This is a genomic window from Peribacillus sp. QJM3NY_7 (assembly GCF_056173225.1).
The window spans coordinates 1,494,139-1,514,785 of sequence record NZ_CM149663.1; the positions used below are offsets into that span (position 1 = coordinate 1,494,139).

Here is a 20,647-nt window from a genome sequence, read left to right on the forward strand (position 1 = left end):
TCAAGGAGGGGTCTTATGCATGAATTGGAAGTCAACGTCCGTTTTTCCGAAACGGATGCTTTGGGCCACATCAATAACACAAGCTATTTCATATACCTCGAAGAAGCACGCCTGAAATTTTTTGAAGCTTTAGGCCTGGCGACAAATGTAGAATCTTGGAATTTTTTGTTAGCCTCCACTAAATGCGACTTTATTGCTCAGGGATATTTCAATCAACTCTTGACCATTCGTACATCTTTGACAAAGGTAGGTACGAAAAGCTGTGATATGGTCCATGATATCCTCTGTTCACAAACTGGGGAAGTGATTGCTAAAGGAAGTGCAGTTTTAGTCTGTTTTAATTTTTTGAAACAAAAAAGTGAACCTATTCCTGAATTTATTAAAGAAAAGCTCATTTCACATCTTGTTCATAATTAGAATGACAAAGTCTAAAGGAGTGGAAGAACATGGTTGACGATACGATTCCTGTTCGGCCCGGCGAGGAATTGAATATTGGTGCATTAGAAGGTTTCCTAAGAAAAAATGTATTGGACCTTCCAAATGAACCGTTGGAATTACAACAATTTTCTATGGGCTATTCCAATTTGACCTATCAGCTGAAAGTTGGTGAGTGGGAGGCTGTTCTCAGAAGGCCGCCGCTTGGCCCTGTTGCTCCAAAGGCACATGATATGAAGCGTGAACATCATATCCTTTCCTCAATCAACCCATATTTCCAAGCAGCTCCCGAGCCTATTCTGTTCTCGGATGATGAATCGGTTGCGGGGGCCCCTTTTTTCCTAATGGAAAGGAAACATGGAATTGTAATAGATACTGAATTTCCGAAGGGAATCGAGCCTGCTGTTGAAAAGTGCCGACAGCTTTCATATGTGATGGTGAATCGGCTTGCTGATCTTCACTCGATTCCCTATGAGAAAACGGGTTTGGTCGAAATATCCAAACCTGTAGGGTTCATTGAAAGACAAGTACACGGATGGATTTCCCGCTATGAGAGAGCAAAGACTGATGAAATAAAGGAAATACGTCCGCTTATTAATTATTTTCAACAGAATATCCCGAAGTATAGCCAGACTTCAATAATCCATTATGACTATAAGATCAATAATGCCATGTTCAACCAGGACCTTACAGAGATGGTTGGTTTATTTGATTGGGAAATGTCCACCGTTGGTGATCCGCTAGCCGATCTAGGAGTGGCATTAAGCTACTGGACTGAAAGCGGTGACCCGGAACTTATCAAAATCGGTGTGGGTCAAGCGTCCGTCACGACTTTAACTGGTTTCCTGACTCGAAGGGAGTTTATCGAGGCGTATGCAGCAAGAAGTGGCAGGGATGTTACCAACGTCGATTTTTATTTAACCTTTGGTTATTTTAAGTTAGCTGTCATCCTTCAGCAAATCTATTATCGATATAAAAAAGGCCAGACTGATGATCCCCGTTTTTCCAATCTTGGAAAAACGGTGAAAAGCTTACTCACTCATGCTGCAAATGTAGCTGCGAAGGAAGTTTAATAAAATGGAATATATTCAAAACATTCATTTACTACTAAAAAAAGAAGAGATAGATGTGGAAAAGCTTCAAGAAGGGGAGAAAGTTGCGGTCATCCTGGATGTGTTATTAGCGACTACCACGATTATTTCAGCACTTCATGATGGAGCACGCCAGGTGATACCTGTCATGGATCCACTGGATGCCTTGGTGAAAAGCCAGGACTTGGACCATGGGGATTTTGTAGTGGCAGGAGAACTAAAAGCAAAGCCGGTTGATGATTTAATGTATCCAAGTCCAACGCTATTGAGTAAGTTGGTACGCGGCAAAACTTTAATATTGTCCACTACTAATGGAACGGTCGCGTTGAGGAATTCAGCCGCTGCCAAAAGGGTTTATATTGCTTCTTTGTTGAATAATCCGTCTGTTGCGGAAAAAATAAAAAAGTATCATAAAACTGAAACGATCCTCATCGTTTGTTCGGGAAATTCAGGTGAATTCAGTCTGGAAGACTTTTACGGTGCAGGCCATTTGATAGATTGCCTGATTGCTGGATCACAAGGTACGTTTATACTCAACGATGCAGCAAAGGCTGCCAATGCGCTTTATCGCACGAATAGCGAAAATGCCTTTGATATCCTGAAATCATCGTATGTCGGACAGTTGTTTGACAAACATAGTTTGATCCCCGATTTGGAATTGGCGGCGCAAAAAGGTTCGTTGGATCTTGTCCCAGAGTTGGTGGATGGAAGGATCGAAGCGGAATTGAAAAGGCAGGAATCGTAGTTCAAAAATAAAGATAAGGAGTGAAGGGGATGAGGTTTTCGCAGTCAATAGCGGTGGTAACAGGTGCAGGCTCTGGTATTGGGAAAGCTACGGCGATGCGCTTGTCGGACGAAGGGGCAAAAGTGCTGTTGGTAGGGCGGACGAAAGGAAAGCTGGAGGAAGCAGCTGCAGAAATCAATGCCAGGCACCCGATTCCGGTTGCTGATATTTTCCCTGCAGATGTTACCGTCGAGGAAGAGGTAATGGAGCTGGCCAAATATGTGAAGGGAAAATATCGTGACCTTCACATTTTAATCAATAACGCAGGTGGTTCAAAGTCCTCGAAGCTCCTGGATACATCTGCAGCTGATTGGGATATGATTCAACATGTCAATTTGAAAAGTGTCTTTCTAGTTTCCAAGTACTTGGGTAAATTGATGGAAGAAGGAGCTAGTGGCGGAAATGAAGGTTCCAGCAATCGGGCAATCGTGAATGTGGCTTCACTGTCAGGACATCAGGCAGGAGCGTTCATCCCGCATTACAGCTCTGCTAAAGCCGGAGTCATCAGTTTAACGAAATCTTTGGCACTGGAACTCGCTGCAGTCGGCATTCGGGTCAATTCCGTATCACCGGGATTCATTGAAACGCCATTGACGGAGGATGGACTGCAAAATGAAAAATTCGTAAAGTCCATTCAACGGAACACGGCACTGGAAAGAGTGGGGAAAGCGGAGGAAATAAGTAATGTCATTACCTTTGCTGCTTCCCCGGAGGCTTCCTATATGACTGGTACGGATTTATTGGTGGATGGCGGCTGGTTGATCAAATAGAAAAAGGGGATGGGTAAATGTTAAAAGAACACTTATTGAAAGAAGTAATCGATAATGTAATGATCCTGACTTTGAATCGCCCTGAAAGCTTGAATGCATTTAGTCCGGATATGATTGCAAGCTTAACGAAAGCGATTAAGGATGTTAAACAAACACCGCATATAAGGGCAGTCATCATCAAAGGTGCGGGAAGGTCATTCACTGCAGGAGGCGATGTGAAGTCAATGGGGCAGGCCACTGCAGGTCAATTGTATGATCATGTTGGCAGAATGAATGAATGCATATTGGCTCTGGATGCTTCCGAGGTTCCTGTAATCGCTGCTGTCCATGGATTTGCTGCTGGTGCCGGATTCAATTTGGCACTCGCCTGTGATCTAATCGTGGCTACCGATGATAGTCAATTTGCCATGAGTTTTTCACAGGTAGGCCTGATCTCTGATGGAGGGGGTTCGTATTTTTTACCTAAATTAGTAGGGCCCCACCTTGCAAAGCAGCTCTTCTTTTCGGCCGAGCCAATTTCTGGGGAACGCTTATATCAGCTAGGTGTCATTAATTATTTATATCCACTCAATCAACTTGAAGAGGAATCATTGAAACTTGCGGTAAAACTGGCAAATGGACCGACAAAAGCATATGGGATGATGAAAAAGCTCGTCAGCCATTCATTTACGGCTACACTTGATGAAATACTGGAACAGGAACGTATTACGCAAACCTTGATGGCTTCCACGGAAGATCATCTGGAGGGGGTAGCGGCATTCAAAGAAAAAAGAAAGCCGGAATTTACAGGAAATTAATAAGGGAGGGATAAAGATGAAAGCTATTCATTTTGAAGAATACGGCGGACCGGAAGTACTGAAATTGACTGAAACGGAAAGACCTGTGCCAACAGGGCATGAAGTTCTGATTGAAATCGATTGTGTAGGCGTCAATTATGCAGATACAGCCAGAAGGGAAGGGCAATATGTAGTTCCTACACCGCTTCCGTTCATTCCCGGTGCGGAAGTGGCTGGCGTAGTGGTGGAAGTCGGTGGTAAGGTGACCAAAATCAAACCTGGTACAAGGGTCGTCAGCTTAATTGAATCTGGTGGATATTCAGAATATGCCCTTTCTGATGAATTCTCGGCCATTCCGCTTCCTGATGCCATTCAGTTCCATGAAGCTGTTGCCTTGCCCCTCCAAGGTCTGAGTGCTTATCATATTCTTAAGACAATGGGACGCATGCAACAGGGTGAAACGGTATTGGTCCATGCTGCTGCAGGGGGAGTGGGATCGATTGCCGTACAGTTAGCCAAAATCTTCGGGGCTGGAAAAGTGATTGCCACCGCCAGTACAGTGGAAAAGTTGGAACTGGCTAAAGAGATGGGGGCAGATGAACTCATTGATTACACACAAGAAGGATGGGAAATGAAAGTCCGTGAGGTCACCGGAGGAAAGGGAGTAGACGTTGCGCTGGAAATGGCGGGAGGGGATATTTTCAATAAAACGTTGAAATGTTTGGCTCCCTTTGGACGTCTTGTTGTTTTTGGCAATGCAAGTCGTAAGCCTTATACGATGAACCCGCAGCAATTAATGAGGCGCAATCAATCCGTCGTGGGTTTTTTCCTGCCACAGATCATGAAACACCCGGATTTGCTGTTGCCTAGCATTCAAGACCTTTTTGCATACGTTGCGTCTGGGGAGCTTAAGTTAACTATCGGGGGCATCTACCCAATTGAAAAGGCAGCAGCCGTTCATGAGGAAATGAACGCCCGGCAAACGAAAGGGAAGTTGATTTTGCAGGTTAAATGAGAATAAGGGGTGTATGATGCACCCCTTCTAGGATTTCACTTGTTCCTTTGACCCTAAAGAAAGCACGCCTCAATCCGTATCAGTGCTAACATCTTTATCTGGATGCATGAAAGGCGGCTGCGGCGCTATTTTAGATTCTAATAGTTGGCGGTTTTCAGTTGAATTCCAGCCTATATCATTGGTAGGGTGTACCCATTCGTCTCCAGCCATGATTTCCGGGTCTGTATTTTCGCTCCAGTTTTCGAGTGGTGAGTTTTCGGAGGCATATTTACTGTCGCCAATGACGACTCCATAATCATTGACGAATGGAGCCTGTGGTTTTATGCCGGTCCCTTTAAAGCTTGGTGCGTTAATTTGGTGTGGCTGTGTATCGTTGACAATTGGTGAATCCAATTTCTTTTTCATGTAGTGTCTCCCTTTTCGTTTTACGGTTATTTTTCTCGTCTGTCCCTATATTATCCCTGAATAATTTCCGGCATTTTTACCCCATTCTAAAAGGTAAACTATATTAAAAAGGGTGGATGAAAATGAAACGGAAAGCCAATGTGGATGGAGCTGTCAAAGCAAGTAAAACGCCAAAAAGAAACCAAGCTGAAAATGAATTTTCCAATGAGTTCGCAATGGAGGAAAATGCAATGAAAGGTGCCAACCGCAATTCAAAGCAAGGCAGAAAAGGAAGAAGTAATGGATAAAGAAAAACGGAACAGCGGGGAGAAGATGGGTGAACATGTACGAACTGAATTTGGAATCGAATTCAGCGGCGATATGAACGCAACTAAAATTTATGAAATTTTGGCAAAAGAAAATAAAAAACGTGAAAGTGATAAGTAAAAAAGGACGGACCCAGCCTTGGGTCCGTCCTTATTATTAAAGCTTGATGCTGCCGGATTTTGAAAGAGGGAAAATCGTTGATCCCTTACCACTCGGATCAAAATAGGCAAGCATGAATGAAGGTTTATCGACGATTGTTCCCTCGGCTAAATACGTTTCCAAATCAAAGGGAAGTGCCTCGAGCAATGTGTGTTTGTGTATTTCTTTTTCATTCAGGGCCAAAGCGGTGAAAGAGGAACCAAGCTGTTCAGGCTTATTGAGAATATATTCATATATCTCTTTCCGACCACTTTTATCTAATGAAGCTTCCCACCAAGGTTTACGTGGTTTGTATTTTTGATTCATGAAATAATCCAATTTCATGAGTCCGATAATGTTTTTAAGTTCGGCAGATTCCCGGGAAGCCAAAAACCGCTGTAAACGTCTGAACAAGTCTTCAAGCTGATGGCCGATTCGTGACCACCCTTGTTCATCCCAATAGGTACCGAAATCTTGAAAGAAGTCGAACGGTGATTGAAATACCGTTTTGACAAGATATTCCGTAGTATGATCCATTCTATGATCGTTCCAGTATTTTTCAAGTACATCTTCAACTTGTTTAATGCGGACAATGTCATCGAAGGATAAAACATTATTCCCCAATATTTCATAAGGAGCATGTTCGCTGTATATATATTGGTGTTCATCGGCTCGTATCCGTAAGCCGGTTCCACGAAGCATCTTTAAGAAACCAAGCTGCATCTCTTCGGGTCTAAGCTCGAAAACATCATTGAAGGTCTTTCGGAAAGAATGATAATCTTCTTCCGGTAAACCGGCAATAAGGTCTAAATGCTGATCAATTTTCTGACCATCTTTTACCATGGTTACGGTCCTGGTCAGTTTTTCGAAATTCTGTCTTCTCATTACTAGATCATTCGTATGATCATTCGTCGATTGTACCCCTATTTCAAAGCGGAACAGTCCTGCAGGGGCATTGTCGTTCAAGAACTGGATAACTTCCGGACGCATGATGTCCGCCGTGATCTCGAACTGGAAAACCACACCGGGAAGATGCTCATCGATTAAGAATTGAAACATCTCCATGGCATAGCTTCGGCTGATATTGAAGGTTCGGTCAACGAACTTAATGGTCTTTGCCCCATTAGCCATAAGGTACCTGATATCTTCTTTAATCTTTTCACGATCAAAATACCTGACACCCACTTCAATCGATGAAAGGCAAAATTGGCAGCTGAACGGGCAACCTCGGCTAGTTTCGATATAGGTGACACGTTTAGATAGGTCGCCGCGGTCTTCCTCCAAACGATATGGAGAAGGGAGGGATTTTAAATCAACCTTGCCGTTCTGAGGCTGGATGATTTTTTTTCCATCCTGTCGGTACGCAATGCCGCCGATCTTCTTATAGTCATTCGAACCTTCAATTTCAGATAAAAGGGCCTTGAAGGTGACTTCACCTTCACCGATTACGATGAAATCAGCCCCGGGAATCTGATCAAGCCATTCCCCAACATCATAGGTGACTTCAGGTCCGCCGAGAATGATGACCAATTCCGGGTTGATTTTTTTAAGCATGGCTACGACTTTCATTGTTTCCTCGATGTTCCAAATATAGCAGCTGAACCCTATGACATCAGGTTTTTTGGAATGAAGGTCACCAACGATGTTCATAATTGGATCTTTTATCGTATATTCTGCCAGCTGGACATCATAATCAGGCTGGGCGTAAGCTTTTAAATATCGGATGGATAGCGATGTATGGATATATTTTGCGTTTAGAGTACTGATTATTATATTCATGTTAAAGGGCGTAAAAGAAACGCCTGGCTCCTTTCGTGTACATGTCTTTTTAAGCCAACAAGCACTAACGAGTTATTTTACCATAGCGTGCTCCATTTGAAAAATGAGTTATGGTATTGAAGGGGAATCTTTTCTGCTTGAAAGTCGGATAAGAATCGAATTTGAAAAAACGGATAAAGCAGGAAATGCTTCATCCGTTTTATTTAAAACGCTTGTTTAATATAGTCTTTCGTTTTAGTCATGAATCGTTTTGTTTTGGTCGCCTTCAATTCGATGATCGGCTGTGCCATGGAAGCGATCATTTCACTTGATAATAACACGGTAATCAAGAAAGAGAGTCCGGCGAGCATGATAAAGCTCTCTGTATTGCTGAAGTATTCCTGTATGGTGCTTTCGCGGAAGAAACGAATGAAGAAACCATGCAGCAGATACACATAAAGGGTTTGTTTACCCCAATTCGTAAAGAAATATTGTCTGCGTGGGATGAACGAAAGGAAGCTGAACACTGAAATGATGCTCAATCCATAAAATCCCAGGCGTTTAAACATGGACACGATTGTCGCATCTTCAAGTTCGGCATATGGTTTCGAACCGAGCAGCCATTTATAATTAATATCGGTATTTAAATAAAAACCGATAAAAATCACAAACATGACAATAAGTGATGCCAAACGAACTTTGGGAGTGAATAGTTTTTTTAAATGTTCCTTGCTTAAATGGTACCCGATCAAAAACATCGGGAAAAAAACGAATGTCCTGGAGAGACTAAGGTAATTGGAAATATTGTCTATATAACCAATCAATAATGCGATTATTAAAGATAAACCTATGCCTACTGATGGCTTTAGCTTTGAGAAACCAAGCAGCATGATATTCCAACAGAATAAACTGATCAAGAACCATAGCGACCATTGGGGGTCAAGCAGGTCTACAGTGATGGCAGAACGTTCATATAAGAAATAATAGTAAACGGTATATATCAATTGGAAAATGATGTAGGGTAAAATCAGCTTTTTAGTAATTTTACCTAAATACCCTTTTTGATAAAAACCTTTCGCAAAGAATCCTGAAACAAGGATAAAGGCAGGCATGTGAAAGGAATAAATGGTTTTATATAAAGCATATATCGTTTCACTGTCATGTATATACGTATTCAGCAAATGACCAAAGACGACAAATGCCATGAGAATGAACTTGGCGTTATCGAAGAAAAAATCACGTTGTTTCATTTATTGCCTCCATTTAATAAATTTTAAGGTAGCTAGAAAGCATTGTTATTTCTTATTCCCTAAATACCTTGTACTAAATCATTATTTATTAAATTTATTATAAAAACCTTAAATTAAGCTTAACGCTAAGTTTTACAGCATTCAATATACTATCATTTGATATATAGGTTAATTTTGGATAAAGGTGTTTGTGCTGACTTTCGAAAAATACCGAGGAAAATCAAGATGGATGTCGAATATGGTTGGGTAGGTATGGGTTTTGATGAGGGGGGTTAATATGAATATCGGTTATGAGAATGAAACGGAATATAAACAGGAAATTTTAAAATTGAATAAACAGATCGAAGGGTTTCTGAATATGTTCGATTCAATGTCAGAGCCTTATATCAGGGTTGATGAGGAACTGCGTCTCACTTATGCCAATGATGCCGCTTGTGCCCTGCTGGAAACACCTAAAGATCAACTGGAGTCCATGAGGATAACTGATTTTCTCGATGTCATCCCTTTAAATAACCAGGAAGTGTCAAGCACCCTAAAAACCTCGAATGAAAGTGAAAGGCAAATTATCCAGCTACATACCGGAGCCCTTAAGCAAATAGAGTTTATACGAATGGGATCACTTTCCGAAGGACAGCAGTTCTATCGTTTGGGGGATGTGACATTGGATGTTTCTTCGTCAAGGGAAACAGGGATGTCAAGACAGATGTTTTTGGACATTTTCGATACAGCCATAGAAAGCATCGTTCTATTCGACAGTTCAGGAATAATAATGGAAGTGAACCATGCCTTTATCCATGCCTTGGGCATTCCGAAAAAAGAGATTGTCGGTAAGAATATGAGGGACCTCATCTCCCCAGATTATCGGGGATATTGGGATGAGAGCATACAAAGAGCCTTTGATGAGTCGAACTATAAAGGGGAGGTAGAGATAAAGGTCGGGGATGAACTGCATCATTTTACTTTTTCGATAAGTTCAACGGTAGGAAATGAACTATATATGTCTGTGCTTGGAAGAATTACAGAATCAAATATAATAGAAAAAAAGTTAGAGACGAGCGAACGGATTTTTGCGGAATTATTCGACCAGTCCATGGATGCAATCATATTCTGGAATGATGACGGGATCATTTTTCGGGTCAATCATTCAGCATGTAAAATATTCGAATCCAGCAGGGAGGATTTGATTGGCAGTTATATCTGGAAATACGTTTACAGCAACAATCACCATTTTAGTCAGATGATGGAAACGTTTGAAAGAGACACCCAGGTGCGGGGTGAGCTGATTTATAAAATGCCTAATAACCAAATTAAATTGCTAGAATTGACTGCAAAAAAACATGAAGGTGACGGATATAACGTAACGATCTTTCGAAATGTCAGTGAGCGCTGGCTGATTGAGAAGGAATTAAGGGATAGTGAGAAGAAGTTCAGGAAGATTTTTGAGGGAACATTAGACGGCCTGATTTTATGGAATCATGAAGGGTTCACGGATATTAATGAAGCGGGTCAGAAAATATTGGAGATTTCGAAGCGCAAACTGCTTTCTTTATCTGTTAAGGGGTTCATCGATAAAATACCTGAAAATGCTCCAGAATTGAACTCTCACATTGAAAATGTTTATAAGCATGAGGTATACTCCTCCATCATTCCGATAACATTCGAAGATGGAAGAGTTAAGCATATTGAATTTTTGACGAGGAAAAATTTATATTCGAATCTGAATTTAAGCATTTTCCGTGATGTGAGTAAAAATCTCGAAATGCAGGAACAAATCCGTAAATCGGATACTTTGAATGTCGTTGGTGAATTGGCGGCAGGTATTGCTCACGAAATCAGGAATCCAATGACAGCTTTAAAAGGTTTTATCCAGTTGCTTGAGGATGGTGTTAAAGGGGAGTTCTCCACATATTTTCATGTGATTACATCCGAAATTAAGCGAATCGAAACCATTATCACGGAATTTTTGGTTCTGGCAAAGCCGCAGGCGCTAAAAGTTTTCAAACAGGACGTTCATACCATATTGAGAGAGACACTGGAATTACTGGCCGCTCAGGCACTATTGGAAAATATTCAATTCGAGACAAACTTTGAAGAAGATGATTGTAGAGTTTTATGTGAAGCGAACCAGTTAAAGCAAGTGTTCATTAATATCATCAAAAATGCATTGGAAGTCATGCCGGATGGTGGATCTGTTCACATTAAAACAAGCCGATTTTCAGAGAAATACGTTTGCATTTCAATTACTGATAAAGGCATGGGGATTTCAACGGAAATGCTAAAAAAATTGGGTGAACCTTTTTATACGACGAAGGATAGGGGAACAGGACTGGGGCTCATGGTCAGCTATAAAATCATTGAAGAACACAATGGCTATATAGAAGTGGAAAGCGAAGTGGGAAAAGGGACGAGCTTTCATATTTATTTGCCATTCGAGTAATGTAATGCTCTATACCTTTCTTAAGTTAACGGAAAGCATGGATATTTCATTAGGGATCCTTTATCGGATTCCTTTTTTGTTCCATCATCATTATCCTGGGATTTCAAATGAGGGTTGTAATAATGATAAACATTTTTGCTTCACTTAAGGGGCTGTCCTGCTTTTAAATCATTGAAATATTATTTGCTCGAATTGAATAAGCGAAAACTAATAATAGCATCCAAATAGGGGAATCTTTCAAAGCGATTTTCGGAGCTGTCTTCATATGAAATCTTCCTGATAATATATGATGCTTATGCTTAGGAATTTCCGTCATATCCTGTCTGCTGATGGACCAAGCCATATCGCAATTTAAGAAGTTTTGTCTTTTTTTGCGAATCTATTTACATATAAGGCATATTTTGTAATACTTCTTTATTATAATGTAACTTTAAAAGGGCAGGAGTAGTGAATGTAGTTATGAATTCTAGGTGTGCAACGGAAATTTGTTCTGAGATTCGAATGAAGCGTTGGGAAATGATGGAGTTGGCGAAAATGTATGGACTTGGCCATGAGTATACCCTTCGCCAAAGTGAGCAGCTTGACAAACTTATAAATGAGTATCTGATTCTTCAACATCATTCATCAGTGGAAGTGAGAAATAAGCGAGATGAAATGGTTGTTATTGTACAGCAGCCCTTTAATGAAGACATTTCCTTTTAGAAGGAACTGAATGCCCATGACTTTTTATATTAGCAGGCAAGAGACAATCAACTTTGTGTGATTTCTGGTGAAATGAATCATATCTGAAAACAAATAAAGAAAGACTTATATAAACAAGAATATATCTTTTGAATTTCCTTTGGATTTGGGGTATATATCGAGGGGAGGTCACCAGAAGGTGTCCTTCGTGCATCGGATTGGTTTAGAAGTCTTGATTTTTCTGAATGGATTACACTGATAAATAAAAAGTAAGAGCTGACTCACTTGATGGAGCCAGCCATGGAAGTACCGCAATTATAAAATTTCCAATAATATGACCATGAACAAAAGGCCGATAATGAAGGAATAGGTGGATGTGCGTTCATTACCATCCCCATGGCTTTCGGGAATCAGTTCCTTATAAACGATGAAAAGCATGGCCCCGGCGGCGAAAGCTAGGCCGTATGGAACCAGGAACCCAATGTAAGAGGTTAAATAATAACCCAGTAAGCCTGTAATTATTTCGATGGTGCCGGTTAAGGTTGCAATCAGGAATGCTGTGAGTTTACCGATTTTTTGATTAATTAAAAACAAGGCGACCAGTAAGCCTTCCGGAGCATTTTGCAGGCCGATGGCAAAAGCGATCAAGTTACCTGTATCAGCTGTATCAGAGGCGTAACTGACCCCGACAGAAAGCCCCTCAGGAATATTATGGAGTGTAATGGCAGTGATGATGAGCAAGGCCTTTTCATCGAACTGAATACCACTTTTCGTATGGCTGAGATCGATATGAGGAATGTTTTGTTCCATGATCGTTAATGTCATTACCCCGAGAAAAACCCCAATTACCAGCTGAATATACCCTCCGGTGGCCAGAGACTCCGGGATCAGGCTCAATAACGAAGCAGCCATCATGATTCCAGCGGTAAATGCCAGTAGCGTGTCTCTGAATCGATGTGTGATTGAACCTTGAATGAACAAGATCGGTAACGCACCAAACCCTGTAGACATAGCAGATAGGATGCTTCCTAATAAAACTCCACTCATAAATTTCTCCTTTGTAAGGTACTTATCGATACTTCTTTGCGGATTTTTGGGTGAAACAATAATTCATTGTATTTAGACATAAAGAATATGTTCCTGGAAAAAACCATTTTGCATCAATCTTCTGCATACCATTTTTTCAATGTTAGATCAGACGGTAGCAATATGCTGATGATTCCCAGTAATGGCAGGAATCCCACTAGTTTAATCATGGATTCAATTCCAATTATATCTGCAATGGCTCCCAATGAAACGGATCCAATGGCACCCATTCCGAAGGCTAAACCTACGGTCAAGCCTGCCATCGTACCGACTTTTCCCGGGACCAATTCCTGTGCGTATATTACCGTGACGGAAAAACTGCTCATTATAATGAATCCCGCTATCAATAATAAGATAAAAGCGGCTGTAGGAGGTACGAATGGTAAAAGTGCGGTTATTGGCATGCTGGCAGCGAAAGAAAAGAAAATGATGTTTTTACGTCCGAATCTATCAGCAAGCGGGCCTCCGAAAAAAGTACCAACAGCACCAGCTGCCAAAAAGGCAAATAGGAAAAATTGTGCGGCTTTTATCGTGAATGAATACTGTTCGATCAAATAAAAACTATAAAAGTTCGTCATGCACGATACATACCAGGAACGGGCAAAGATTATGAATAAAATCAATACCAGGGCTTTGGCCACTTTATGGGACCGCTCTTTATTGATTATTTTTGCAGCAAGCTTTTTAGGCTGGAAGTGAACTAATTTTTGGGAATACCAATTGGCAATATACAGCAATAGGATAACGGCCATTAAGGCAACCAGGGCAAACCAGAGTGCGCCCTTTTGACCAAATGGAACAAGTACGATGGCAGTGATGAGTGGGGCAAGTGCCTGCCCGCTATTCCCGCCGACCTGATAAATGGATTGTGCCAGGCCTCTCTTTGGTCCGCCTGCCATGTAGGCAACCCTGGAGCCTTCCGGATGGAATATGGCCGACCCTAAGCCCATCAGGATGACTGCACCAAGGATAATGGTATAGTTTGGGGCAATTGAGAGAATGATGACCCCGATTAAAGTACTGGTCAACCCAATGGGCAATGCATATGGAAACGGTTTTTTATCCGTATAAAACCCAACTGCCGGTTGCAGGAGCGATGAGACGATATTCAGGCAGAATGCAATCATTCCAAGCTGTGTATACGAAAGCGACATTGATTTTTCGAGGATTGGGAACATGGCCGGTACGACGGCCTGAAGAGAATCATTCATTAAATGGCATATGCCTATGATGATCATGATTTTCAGAGTCATATCTTGTTTTTGCGTTTTTGTTTTAATGGCAGCGATACTTCCCATCTGTATATATCCTTCTTCCTTATTAAGATTTTTACCTATTCCATAAATAGATTCAATAAGCATGCACCGTATGCATGACATCTTTAAATAAATCGGGATCATTACTAGTCTTCATGAAAAAATCGATAACTCTTCAAAGTATTGCTAAGTGTGGTCTTTTATAAGCGGCAAGCTGATTGTAACGGTTGTACCGACCAAAGGTTTACTTGAAAACTCGATGGTGCCGTTAAAAGATTCAATGATTCGTTTACACACAAATAGCCCTAATCCCGTTCCTTCTTTTTTCGATGTATAGAAGGGATCGAACACTTTCCCTATATCTTTTTCAGTCAGTCCTTGCCCGTTATCGATAATCATGATTTTAGCCCATTCATTTTCATGGTGAATTCGAATCCTTAACTTTTTCCCAACTTCCATGGCCTCGAAACCGTTTTTGGCAATGTTGAGAATGACTTGTTTGAGTTGATCCTTTGTACAATGAACCAGGATTGGCTCCTTTATGATATTCCATTCCACTTCAATATTGAAGTGACGTGCTTCTGATTCTATTATTGGTCTCAATTCAGCAATGATACTGCGAATATCATATAAGGATAAAGTTTGTACCATTGGCTTTCCTAAAATCAAAAATTCGCTGACGATGCTATTGATCCGTTCAATTTCCTTCATGATGACAGAGTAATAGAACTGATCTTGCTCCTCAGGGTGTTTTTCAACCAGTAACTGAACTAGCCCCTTTATGCCGGTAAGTGGGTTTTTTATTTCATGTGCAGTACTTGCAGCCAATGTACCGACAAAATCTATTTTTTGGCTTTCGTTTAGTAATTTTTGGTTTTTGGCATGCCTGCGAACGATCAGTTCCTCCATGATGATATAAATCATGTGAGTAATAAAGAAGGTGAAAAAGACAAGCATTAAAAAAACATTCATGTTATTTGTGTTAATCTTGTCGGGCACTTTGACGGACAGTGTCCAATCGACTTCGGTCAAAGGAACATCCACCCATGTTGAATGTCCATTGAATCCCTCGGCATTTATATCTAAAATTCGGGTTTTGTCCTTTGTTTCCAATATAAAGGTATGACCAGGGCTGAGCATTTTCAATATTTTTTCCATATGATCCAGCCTGATATGTGCCAATAAAAACCCTTGCACTTTTTTATCTTGATCCAGTATGGGAGCAAAAATGGAAAAATAATTAAAATGAGCGTTATAAAGCTCCTTTGTTCCTGCTACAACTGCTTTTTGTGTTTTTACTGCACGTTCTATATCATTTTGTTCGATTAAATGGTAATGATGGAAATTCTTATTCGTACCCGAAATGGAAACACCGGCGCGATTTAGCCAATATACTCCGGCATACCTGGAATCTGTATCTTTGATCCAGTTCATAAGAAGTTCGGTTTTTTTATCATCCATATAAAGCACGGAACTGCTAAGGCTAAGCAGCTCAAGGTTTTCCTTCGTTTCCCTTATAACTTGATCTATGTATTCTTGATAAACCATTCCCGCCCATTCAGCTTGTTCCTGTCTTTCTTTTTGAAGGGAACGTTCTAAATGCATCCAATAAATGATAGAGAGAAAAATTAATGGTAAAATAACAATAAGTAGGTATGTGGTGAATTTATGCCTCGTTTTCATGTTTGTCACTACTTTAGCTTTTTTTTCAAGTATATCAAAATGATTGATTAAACAATAGTGCATACTAACAGGGCAGATTGACAAAAAATCCTTAATGTCATATAATAACTTTTAATTCAAGATATTTTAATTAAAAATTTTTAAGGTTGTGAAGTTATGGAGAATAATAACATCCAACAGTCTTTGAAACTGTTCATTGTGATGTCTAGAGCTCATCGATCCATTAATGATGTGGTTAATAAACATATAGCTGAAGAGGGTTTGAATCCAACTGAGTTTGCAGTACTGGAATTGCTTTATCATAAAGGGGATCAGCCTCTTCAGCAAATAGGCGGAAAAATCCTGCTAGCCAGCGGCAGCATTACCTATGTCGTGGATAAACTTGAACAGAAGGAATATCTGCAGCGAATAGCATGTAAAGAGGATCGCCGTGTAACCTTTGCAAAGATAACCGATAAAGGAAAGGCCTTTATTGAAGGAGTATTTCCTGAGCATGAAAAAAGAATCGATGATATCATGAGTGTACTTACGCAAGATGAAAAGGCGACCGTGATCGAATTGCTTAAAAAGATTGGGTATTCCGCTCAAAATTAGCTAAAGAACCAGCACCTGGATTTGACTACAGGTGCTGTTTTTTTATGTCTGATAAAACATGAATTTGTTTTAGCGACATAAAAAGGTTTTTAATAAGCTATGGCGAATTAAATTACATTACGACAACCGTGATAATGGTGAATGTTACTTGGTAACGAATTCGATTGGATACCGTCACACTGGTTATACAGAAAAAATGTTTTATATTCGAAAGGGAGTTTACATATGAAATTTAATGAGTATAAATATAAGCGGCCTGAAATGGATGAAATTAAAACCCGGTTCATGAAAGCTTTGGAAAAGTTTACGGATGCTGCAAATGCCGATGCACAAATAAAAGCCATGGAAGAAATAAACGGAATACGAAATTATGTAGGTACGATGTTTAATTTAGTCTATATCCGGCATTCCATAGATACCAATGATGTTTTTTATAAAGCGGAGAATGATTACTTAGATGACTTCTCTCCTGAAATGGAAGAATTGACCTCGAAATTTTACAATGATCTCGTTCGCTCGAAATTCCGTAAGGAGCTTGAGGAGAAATGGGGAACTCAACTATTTGACCTGGCTGAGGCCCAACTCAAAACCTTTTCGCCCGAAATCATACCACAGCTTCAAAAAGAAAATAAATTATCAAGTGAGTATTCACAATTAATTGCCTCTGCAAAAATTCGCTTCGATGGAAAAGAATTAACGCTTGCGCAGCTTCAGCCTTTTATGGAGTCCTCGGACCGTGAGTTAAGGAAAAATGCAAGTGAGGCATATTACGGTTTCTTTGAAGAAAAGCAGGAGGAATTGGATCGTATATTCGATGAACTTGTCAAGGTGAGGAATGGGATTTCGACAGCGCTGGGTTATGGGAATTTCGTGGAACTTGGGTATTATCGAATGACAAGAACTGATTATGATGCTGATATGGTTGCTGCATTCCGCAAGCAGGTGAAAGAGGAAGTGGTACCGCTTGTCACCCGGCTGAAGGAACGGCAGCGGGAACGTCTTGGATTGGAGAAGCTGAACTATTATGATGAGAATTTTCATTTCAGAACGGGTAATGCCATTCCAAAAGGCGATGCCGAGTGGATCATCGAAAATGGGAAAAGGATGTACCAGGAACTATCGCCTGAAACGAATCAGTTTTTCAACTATATGATTGATAATGACCTGATGGACCTTGTGGCGAAAAAAGGAAAAGAAAGCGGTGGCTACTGTACTTTTATAGAAGACTATAAAGCTCCATTCATCTTTTCTAATTTCAATGGCACTTCCGGGGATATTGATGTTTTGACACATGAGGCAGGTCATGCATTCCAAGTGTATCGCAGCCGTGATCTTGATATTCCTGAATATTATTGGCCTACATATGAAGCATGTGAAATCCATTCGATGAGCATGGAATTTCTAACTTGGCCATGGATGGAGCTATTTTTCAAGGAAGATACGGAAAAATATAAGTTTTCCCATCTAAGCGGTGCCCTCATATTCCTCCCGTATGGGGTAGCTGTTGATGAATTTCAGCATTTTGTCTATGAAAATCCTAATGCCTCCCCCGTTGAAAGAAAGCAGGCTTGGCGTAAGATCGAGATGGAATATTTGCCGCATCGCGATTATGAAGGAAATGAATTCTTGGAGCATGGCGGGTATTGGCAGCGGCAAAGCCACATTTATCAATCACCCTTTTATTATATCGACTATACATTGGCCCAGATTTGTGCTTTCCAATTCTGGAAAAGGTCGACTGAAAAAGATGAAACGGCTTGGGAGGATTATTTGAATCTGTGCCAACTTGGAGGCAGCAAGTCCTTCCTTGGTCTCGTTGAATCTGCGAATCTGAAATCACCGTTTGTTGACGGTACTGTACAGTCCGTTGTGAAGGTGATAGACGAATGGCTCTCCACTGTTGATGATAAGGCATTATGAAATGGTCTAACTCTGAACCATGATTATAAAAGAAGTCTTGGTTATCCTTCATGAACACTTTTTTATATAGAAAGAAACCTTATTGGATTGAAGAAATTTGCCACACTCCTGCCGAGGTGCTTGCAATGATGCGGCATGAAAGACAGTCGGCGGAAAGGGAGTGAATTTCTGGAATCAACTGGTACGTTTATTTATTAGTATACAGTCTGAACGCTTGGAGATTATTCCAAGCGTTTTTTTTAATATTCATGCATTCGGAATGATGCTTCAAAGTGAAATGCATAGGGGGTTTCAGACTGCACTGTGAGAGAATGAAAACGGAGGAAAAAAACAGCCGACGAAAGGAATATTGCCCGGCTTGTCTTAAATGTCCCTTCCTTACATATAAATGTAGGGAGGAGGGGAGAGTATGCTGTCAAGATGGTCAGGGAGTTTTCAGATTGCAGCGGTTTATGTAGGCACAGTCGTAGGTGCGGGATTTGCAACTGGAAAAGAGATTGTCGAGTTTTTTACCCGTTATGGTTTTTATGGCTTTATCGGGATTTTAATAGCAGGTTATATTTTCATATTCACCGGGACTAAAATCATGCTTATTTCCGCAAGGATCAGAGCATCTTCGTATGAGGAGTTCAATCAATTTCTTTTTGGGAAGAAAATAGCAGGAATCATCAACTTCTTTTTCCTAATCATGCTGTTAGGGGTGACGGCTGTCATGATTTCGGGTTCTGGAGCCGTTTTTGAAGAACAACTTGGCGTGCCTAAAAGTATAGGAAGTTGGTCTACGATCATCCTGGCATCCTTGGTCCTGATGATGGGCATGCGCGGTGTTTTCACTGTGAACTCATTTGTTGTACCAATCATGATCTGCTTTAGCGTGATTCTTTTTTTCTCGACTTTAGGTAATGGGGATTTCTTTAAGACCCTTACAAAAGTTCCGGATGATGTGATCACCGTGAAAATGATTTTGTCCCCCTTTGCCTACACAGCCTTTAATCTTGCTTTGGCACAAGCTGTGCTGGTTCCGGTTGCGTATGAAGTTCGAGATGAGAAGGTCATTAAGCATGGAGCAATTCTTGGAGGGATATTCCTGACCATCATTTTATTGACGGGGCATTTTTCACTTATGACACTTCCTGATGTGAATCGTTATGAAATCCCTTCAGCAGTTATTATGAGAACTGCGGCCGGTCAGTTGTATTGGATGTTCATTTTGGTGATATACGGAGAGATATTCACATCGGTCATCGGAAACATATATGGCTTACAGAGGCAAATCAGCAGTTATTTTAAATTGCCAAGCATGCTGATCATAGCGGTGATCTTTTTAATAGCTTTAGTCATTAGTGAATTCGGATATGGAAGGTTACTAGGATATATTTATCCGGTTTTTGGATACATAAGCCTCCTTTTTTTAGTGCTGGTCTGGAAGAGCAAGGCAGGCAAGGAGTAATGGAGAACGGGGGGCCTGCCCCCTAGCCCTCCGTACCATGGGGAAATCAATGGTCACCCTTTCATCAGCGTCTTAGCCATCTCTAGAAAAGCATCCCGGTAATCTTTATCTTTTTTCGTGAACATCGTTAAGCGGACGGGGGCTTTTTCATCCTTGAGCAAAATGGAAGTGATGACATCATCCCCACTTTCCACTTCAAATCCTGTGCCGCTCTCGATATCGAGTGAAGGATCCCTAGTCGTTTCTGAAATGCTTTTCAGCTGGTCTTGAACATTTTCTTCCACCTCATCCCAACTGACATCGGCCTTCAACAATTCGATTCTCATATAAATGGAGTCATCTTCAATCAGGAACACAATATCTTTTCCAGGTTCTTCGGCACTTAACCTGAATTGTTGCAAAACATAGAGGCTGAACGGTTGATTATCACTTTTTTTTAGGAATGCTGTTTTTTCTTTTGCTTCCCCGTTCATTGTATACTGCAGGTTTTGCTCCATCAGTCTTATTTTATTACGATTGCCTCTTTGAGAAGTGTTGCCTCCGTTCTCCTCTTTTATTGAATCTTCCTGTGGCTCATCTGCATTTTCGTCTGTGGCCGTACCGCATCCAGTCAGCAGAAAAGCGGCGAATGTGACACAGCCAATATAACGTGTCCAACAAGTCATGTGTTTCCCTCCTCTTTCTGATAGAAATTTCAAACTGGATATTCCTGCATCACATACAGGTGCTTTTCCCTTTAATGAATTAGACGGCATGAAATGGAAATGGTTACAAAAAGCGGGGGAATCGAATGGGGCGATTGCTAAAAAGTG

Annotated in this window: 20 protein-coding genes; 13 read left to right on the forward strand and 7 right to left on the reverse strand. The window is 40.8% G+C overall.

The window, feature by feature from the left end; genetic code table 11:
• Positions 1–15 precede the first annotated feature (15 nt).
• The 6 genes from AC0VX1_RS07235 to AC0VX1_RS07260 are packed head-to-tail and all read left to right on the forward strand — an operon-like array spanning position 16 to position 4,871.
• On the forward strand, positions 16–417 hold the full coding sequence (locus tag AC0VX1_RS07235) for an acyl-CoA thioesterase (RefSeq protein ID WP_475470569.1): 402 nt from the start codon (positions 16–18) through the stop codon (positions 415–417).
• Positions 418–446: 29 nt separating this feature from the next.
• Positions 447–1,508, forward strand: coding sequence for a phosphotransferase family protein (locus tag AC0VX1_RS07240; protein ID WP_475470570.1), 1,062 nt, complete (start codon positions 447–449; stop codon positions 1,506–1,508).
• A 4-nt stretch (positions 1,509–1,512) separates the two neighbouring features.
• Complete coding sequence (locus AC0VX1_RS07245) at positions 1,513–2,271, forward strand: 2-phosphosulfolactate phosphatase (RefSeq protein ID WP_475470572.1); 759 nt, start codon at positions 1,513–1,515, stop codon at positions 2,269–2,271.
• A gap of 29 nt (positions 2,272–2,300) precedes the next feature.
• Positions 2,301–3,080 carry an SDR family NAD(P)-dependent oxidoreductase gene (locus AC0VX1_RS07250; protein WP_475470574.1) on the forward strand — a complete coding sequence of 260 codons (780 nt, stop codon included), beginning with the start codon at positions 2,301–2,303 and terminating at the stop codon, positions 3,078–3,080.
• Positions 3,081–3,097: 17 nt separating this feature from the next.
• A complete protein-coding gene (locus tag AC0VX1_RS07255; RefSeq protein ID WP_475470576.1) occupies positions 3,098–3,877 on the forward strand; it encodes an enoyl-CoA hydratase/isomerase family protein in 780 nt (259 codons plus the stop codon).
• Between the two features lie 16 nt (positions 3,878–3,893).
• Positions 3,894–4,871 (forward strand): quinone oxidoreductase family protein, encoded by a 978-nt coding sequence (locus AC0VX1_RS07260; protein WP_475470578.1) that lies wholly within the window; start codon positions 3,894–3,896, stop codon positions 4,869–4,871.
• Between the two features lie 69 nt (positions 4,872–4,940).
• Here AC0VX1_RS07260 and AC0VX1_RS07265 read toward each other — a convergent pair whose 3' ends face one another.
• Positions 4,941–5,276 (reverse strand): DUF3905 domain-containing protein, encoded by a 336-nt coding sequence (locus AC0VX1_RS07265; protein ID WP_413024592.1) that lies wholly within the window; start codon positions 5,274–5,276, stop codon positions 4,941–4,943.
• Between the two features lie 122 nt (positions 5,277–5,398).
• On the opposite strand from AC0VX1_RS07265, the gene AC0VX1_RS07270 reads away from it, so the two are divergent.
• Positions 5,399–5,563, forward strand: a complete 165-nt coding sequence (locus AC0VX1_RS07270; protein WP_057278994.1) for a hypothetical protein — start codon at positions 5,399–5,401, stop codon at positions 5,561–5,563.
• Positions 5,556–5,702, forward strand: coding sequence for a hypothetical protein (locus tag AC0VX1_RS07275; RefSeq protein WP_164468810.1), 147 nt, complete (start codon positions 5,556–5,558; stop codon positions 5,700–5,702). The genes AC0VX1_RS07270 and AC0VX1_RS07275 overlap by 8 nt, the downstream gene beginning before the upstream one ends.
• A gap of 36 nt (positions 5,703–5,738) precedes the next feature.
• Here AC0VX1_RS07275 and AC0VX1_RS07280 read toward each other — a convergent pair whose 3' ends face one another.
• Together AC0VX1_RS07280 and AC0VX1_RS07285 are read right to left on the reverse strand one after the other, a co-directional pair.
• Entirely contained in the window at positions 5,739–7,499 is a 1,761-nt protein-coding gene (locus tag AC0VX1_RS07280; RefSeq protein WP_475470581.1) for a B12-binding domain-containing radical SAM protein, read from the reverse strand.
• Positions 7,500–7,702: 203 nt separating this feature from the next.
• Positions 7,703–8,728 carry an acyltransferase family protein gene (locus AC0VX1_RS07285; protein ID WP_413023353.1) on the reverse strand — a complete coding sequence of 342 codons (1,026 nt, stop codon included), beginning with the start codon at positions 8,726–8,728 and terminating at the stop codon, positions 7,703–7,705.
• Positions 8,729–9,005: 277 nt separating this feature from the next.
• On the opposite strand from AC0VX1_RS07285, the gene AC0VX1_RS07290 reads away from it, so the two are divergent.
• Both AC0VX1_RS07290 and AC0VX1_RS07295 read left to right on the forward strand, forming a co-directional pair.
• Positions 9,006–11,165 carry a PAS domain S-box protein gene (locus AC0VX1_RS07290; protein ID WP_475470583.1) on the forward strand — a complete coding sequence of 720 codons (2,160 nt, stop codon included), beginning with the start codon at positions 9,006–9,008 and terminating at the stop codon, positions 11,163–11,165.
• A 459-nt stretch (positions 11,166–11,624) separates the two neighbouring features.
• Positions 11,625–11,867: an aspartyl-phosphate phosphatase Spo0E family protein gene (locus AC0VX1_RS07295; protein WP_034314155.1), complete on the forward strand. Its 243-nt coding sequence runs from the start codon at positions 11,625–11,627 to the stop codon at positions 11,865–11,867.
• A gap of 294 nt (positions 11,868–12,161) precedes the next feature.
• Here the strand turns inward: AC0VX1_RS07295 and AC0VX1_RS07300 are convergent, their stop codons facing one another.
• The 3 genes from AC0VX1_RS07300 to AC0VX1_RS07310 all read right to left on the reverse strand — a co-directional run bounded on the left by AC0VX1_RS07300 (position 12,162) and on the right by AC0VX1_RS07310 (position 15,871).
• Positions 12,162–12,893, reverse strand: a complete 732-nt coding sequence (locus AC0VX1_RS07300) for a ZIP family metal transporter (protein WP_034314151.1) — start codon at positions 12,891–12,893, stop codon at positions 12,162–12,164.
• 113 nt (positions 12,894–13,006) lie between these two features.
• Positions 13,007–14,230: an MFS transporter gene (locus tag AC0VX1_RS07305; RefSeq protein ID WP_413023393.1), complete on the reverse strand. Its 1,224-nt coding sequence runs from the start codon at positions 14,228–14,230 to the stop codon at positions 13,007–13,009.
• Between the two features lie 144 nt (positions 14,231–14,374).
• Positions 14,375–15,871, reverse strand: coding sequence for an ATP-binding protein (locus AC0VX1_RS07310; RefSeq protein WP_475470586.1), 1,497 nt, complete (start codon positions 15,869–15,871; stop codon positions 14,375–14,377).
• Between the two features lie 156 nt (positions 15,872–16,027).
• On the opposite strand from AC0VX1_RS07310, the gene AC0VX1_RS07315 reads away from it, so the two are divergent.
• The 3 genes from AC0VX1_RS07315 (at position 16,028) to AC0VX1_RS07325 (ending at position 19,835) form a co-directional block, all read left to right on the forward strand.
• A complete protein-coding gene (locus AC0VX1_RS07315; protein WP_034314147.1) occupies positions 16,028–16,465 on the forward strand; it encodes a MarR family winged helix-turn-helix transcriptional regulator in 438 nt (145 codons plus the stop codon).
• A 225-nt stretch (positions 16,466–16,690) separates the two neighbouring features.
• Complete coding sequence (locus AC0VX1_RS07320) at positions 16,691–18,385, forward strand: M3 family oligoendopeptidase (RefSeq protein ID WP_475470588.1); 1,695 nt, start codon at positions 16,691–16,693, stop codon at positions 18,383–18,385.
• Between the two features lie 409 nt (positions 18,386–18,794).
• The gene (locus tag AC0VX1_RS07325; protein ID WP_475470590.1) at positions 18,795–19,835 is read left to right on the forward strand and encodes a YkvI family membrane protein; all 1,041 of its coding nucleotides are present in this window, start codon (positions 18,795–18,797) and stop codon (positions 19,833–19,835) included.
• Between the two features lie 53 nt (positions 19,836–19,888).
• On the opposite strand, the gene AC0VX1_RS07330 is transcribed toward AC0VX1_RS07325, so the two are convergent.
• Complete coding sequence (locus AC0VX1_RS07330) at positions 19,889–20,500, reverse strand: hypothetical protein (protein WP_475470592.1); 612 nt, start codon at positions 20,498–20,500, stop codon at positions 19,889–19,891.
• Positions 20,501–20,647 lie beyond the last annotated feature (147 nt).

What these genes read in the sequence shown, in the direction of transcription:
- AC0VX1_RS07240 (WP_475470570.1), top strand. Translation starts at nt 447, where the DNA reads ATGGTTGACGATACGATTCCTGTTCGGCCCGGCGAGGAATTGAATATT.
- AC0VX1_RS07295 (WP_034314155.1), top strand. Translation starts at nt 11,625, where the DNA reads ATGAATTCTAGGTGTGCAACGGAAATTTGTTCTGAGATTCGAATGAAG.
- AC0VX1_RS07310 (WP_475470586.1), bottom strand. Translation starts at nt 15,871, where the DNA reads ATGAAAACGAGGCATAAATTCACCACATACCTACTTATTGTTATTTTA.
- AC0VX1_RS07245 (WP_475470572.1), top strand. Translation starts at nt 1,513, where the DNA reads ATGGAATATATTCAAAACATTCATTTACTACTAAAAAAAGAAGAGATA.
- AC0VX1_RS07280 (WP_475470581.1), bottom strand. Translation starts at nt 7,499, where the DNA reads ATGAATATAATAATCAGTACTCTAAACGCAAAATATATCCATACATCG.
- AC0VX1_RS07330 (WP_475470592.1), bottom strand. Translation starts at nt 20,500, where the DNA reads ATGACTTGTTGGACACGTTATATTGGCTGTGTCACATTCGCCGCTTTT.
- AC0VX1_RS07320 (WP_475470588.1), top strand. Translation starts at nt 16,691, where the DNA reads ATGAAATTTAATGAGTATAAATATAAGCGGCCTGAAATGGATGAAATT.
- AC0VX1_RS07270 (WP_057278994.1), top strand. Translation starts at nt 5,399, where the DNA reads ATGAAACGGAAAGCCAATGTGGATGGAGCTGTCAAAGCAAGTAAAACG.
- AC0VX1_RS07285 (WP_413023353.1), bottom strand. Translation starts at nt 8,728, where the DNA reads ATGAAACAACGTGATTTTTTCTTCGATAACGCCAAGTTCATTCTCATG.
- AC0VX1_RS07275 (WP_164468810.1), top strand. Translation starts at nt 5,556, where the DNA reads ATGGATAAAGAAAAACGGAACAGCGGGGAGAAGATGGGTGAACATGTA.
- AC0VX1_RS07315 (WP_034314147.1), top strand. Translation starts at nt 16,028, where the DNA reads ATGGAGAATAATAACATCCAACAGTCTTTGAAACTGTTCATTGTGATG.
- AC0VX1_RS07300 (WP_034314151.1), bottom strand. Translation starts at nt 12,893, where the DNA reads ATGAGTGGAGTTTTATTAGGAAGCATCCTATCTGCTATGTCTACAGGG.
- AC0VX1_RS07305 (WP_413023393.1), bottom strand. Translation starts at nt 14,230, where the DNA reads ATGGGAAGTATCGCTGCCATTAAAACAAAAACGCAAAAACAAGATATG.
- AC0VX1_RS07235 (WP_475470569.1), top strand. Translation starts at nt 16, where the DNA reads ATGCATGAATTGGAAGTCAACGTCCGTTTTTCCGAAACGGATGCTTTG.
- AC0VX1_RS07255 (WP_475470576.1), top strand. Translation starts at nt 3,098, where the DNA reads ATGTTAAAAGAACACTTATTGAAAGAAGTAATCGATAATGTAATGATC.
- AC0VX1_RS07265 (WP_413024592.1), bottom strand. Translation starts at nt 5,276, where the DNA reads ATGAAAAAGAAATTGGATTCACCAATTGTCAACGATACACAGCCACAC.
- AC0VX1_RS07290 (WP_475470583.1), top strand. Translation starts at nt 9,006, where the DNA reads ATGAATATCGGTTATGAGAATGAAACGGAATATAAACAGGAAATTTTA.
- AC0VX1_RS07325 (WP_475470590.1), top strand. Translation starts at nt 18,795, where the DNA reads ATGCTGTCAAGATGGTCAGGGAGTTTTCAGATTGCAGCGGTTTATGTA.
- AC0VX1_RS07250 (WP_475470574.1), top strand. Translation starts at nt 2,301, where the DNA reads ATGAGGTTTTCGCAGTCAATAGCGGTGGTAACAGGTGCAGGCTCTGGT.
- AC0VX1_RS07260 (WP_475470578.1), top strand. Translation starts at nt 3,894, where the DNA reads ATGAAAGCTATTCATTTTGAAGAATACGGCGGACCGGAAGTACTGAAA.